Genomic DNA, 2,301 nt, shown 5'->3' on the forward strand with positions numbered 1-2,301 from the left:
AGCGAGCTGTCGAAGGCGGCCGCCCGCATCGGCGACGTCGTTGAACTGATCAACACCATCGCCGGCCAGACCAATCTGCTTGCGCTCAACGCCACGATCGAGGCGGCGCGTGCAGGCGAAGCCGGCCGCGGCTTCGCGGTGGTCGCCTCCGAAGTGAAGGCACTCGCCGAGCAGACCGCGAAAGCAACCGGCGAAATCGGCCAGCAGATCACGGGCATCCAGGCGGCGACGCAGGAGTCCGTCGGCGCGATCCAGGCAATCTCGGGCACGATTGCCAAGCTGTCGGAGATTTCATCGACGATCGCGGCCGCGGTGGAGCAGCAGGGCGCCGCCACGCAGGAAATCTCCTCCAACGTACAGCAGGCGGCCCAGGGCACCGCGCAGGTATCGAGCAACATCGACGACGTGCGGAGCGGCGCCGGCAAGACCGGAGCGGCGTCGCAGGAGCTGTTGGCGGCCGCGCAGACGCTGTCGTCGGACAGCAATAGGCTCAAGGCGGAGGTCGGCAGGTTTCTCGCGTCGGTGCGGGCCGCGTAGAGATCGGGCGCAGGAGCCGGAAGTTGTAGTAGGGCGTTAGACTGCCTTTAATTAAGTGACTTCAACCGGTTGAAGCTTCGCCCGTATTCCTCCGGTGCCCAATATTCAGCTTTGTTTCGCAACGTTCGCCGTACGATTGCGGATCAGGCGCTTTCCTCGCTGGCTTCTTCAAGGATTCTCCCATGTCGCTTTTGCAACTTCGGATCGGCGGCCGGCTCTATGCCGGCTTTGGCGCACTGCTGCTCTTCTGCATGGCATTGGCCGGCTTTGCCGTCTGGCAGCTCTCAGCCATTGGCGATCGGGTCAAGGAGACGGAGCTGCAATCCAGGAACGCCATTCGCGTGAGTGACATCGCGGCCGAGCTGCAGGCGATTCGCCGTGCCGTGCTGCGCTACGCCTTCGACCAGGATGAAGCCTCATTTGCCGAATCCGAAAAGCGCCTGGCCGCGGTGAGCAATCTGCTTGCCGACGCCGAGAGGACCACCAGCTCCGATGAGCGGCGTGCCATCTATCGCGAACTCGCGAAGGATGTCGTGGAACTCAAGGCCAAGCGCGCAGAGCTCGGCGAAGCCGTGGCTCAGATGCTGGCCGGCCGCAAGCTCTTGTTCACCGATGGCGATCAGATGGCCGCGGACGTGCAGAAGCTCGTCGACGCCGCACAGGGCACGCCGTTCGAGCACGCCGCCAATGCGCTCGAGACCAAGGTCCTGCTTGTTCGGGTCGCCAACTGGCGCATGCTCGCGACGCGCGACGTCCAGGGAGTCGCGACGTTCAAGACCAATCTCGGCAAGGCGAACGAGCAGCTTGCCGCCATCGAGAAGTCCGAACTGCCCGGCAGTCTCGCCGCCCTGCTGGCTCCCGTGAAGACCGGCATCGCCAAATATGCCGCGGCCTTCGACAAGACTGGCCCCAATCTCGTGCGCGGTGACGAGATCTACTACAAGAGCATCACTCCGATCATCGTTGGCGCGGTCGACAGGATCGAGAAGGTCAAGACCTCGATCAGCGAGAAGTTCGAGAGCACCATTGCCGAGACCAACGGCCGCGTCGAAACCACCATCACGGCCCAGGAGGTCGTCGCCGGAGCGGCCGTGTTACTCGGCCTGTTGATCGCCTTCCTGATCGCGCGCGGCATCATCCGGCCGCTTGCGGCCTGACTTCAGGCATGAAGCAGCTCGCTGCCGGCAATTTCGGCGTCGTCCTTCCCGGGCTCGGTCGCAAGGACGAGGTCGGCGACATGGCGCAGGCCGTCGAGGGCTTCAAGCTGCGAGCCGAGGAGAAGGCGCGCGAGGAGGCCGAGACCAAGACCAGGCAGGACGAGGCAGTCGCGCGCCAGCGCAAGGCGGAGATGTACAAGCTTGCCGACGGCTTCGAGACTGCGGTCGGCCAGATCGTTGAAACCGTTTCGAAGGCCTCGGGCGAGCTCGAGTCTTCCGCAGGAACACTCACTTCGACCGCGAAGCGAGCGCAGGAATTGACCGGCGTGGTCGCCAGCGCCTCGAAGGACGCGACCAGCAATGTGCAGTCGGTGGCGTCGGCGACGGAGGAGCTTTCGTCATCGGTCAACGAGATCAGCCGCCAGGTGCAGGAGTCGGCGCGGATGGCGGGCGAGGCGGTCAGCCAGGCGCGCGGTACTACCGAACGGGTCAGCGAGCTGTCGAAGGCGGCCGCCCGCATCGGCGACGTCGTTGAACTGATCAACACCATCGCCGGCCAGACCAATCTGCTTGCGCTCAACGCCACGATCGAGGCGGCGCGTGCAGG

The 2,301-nt window shown here is 64.7% G+C and carries 1 protein-coding gene and 1 pseudogene; both read left to right on the plus strand.

The window, feature by feature from the left end; genetic code table 11:
- The coding region (locus JOY90_RS28825) for a methyl-accepting chemotaxis protein (protein ID WP_291694489.1) at positions 1-537 on the plus strand (537 nt) is incomplete at its 5' end.
- 1,073 nt (positions 538-1,610) lie between these two features.
- Positions 1,611-2,301, plus strand: a pseudogene (locus JOY90_RS28830) (methyl-accepting chemotaxis protein); the annotation flags it as partial.

This window comes from Bradyrhizobium sp. (genome assembly GCF_019242285.1).
Lineage (GTDB): Bacteria > Pseudomonadota > Alphaproteobacteria > Rhizobiales > Xanthobacteraceae > Bradyrhizobium.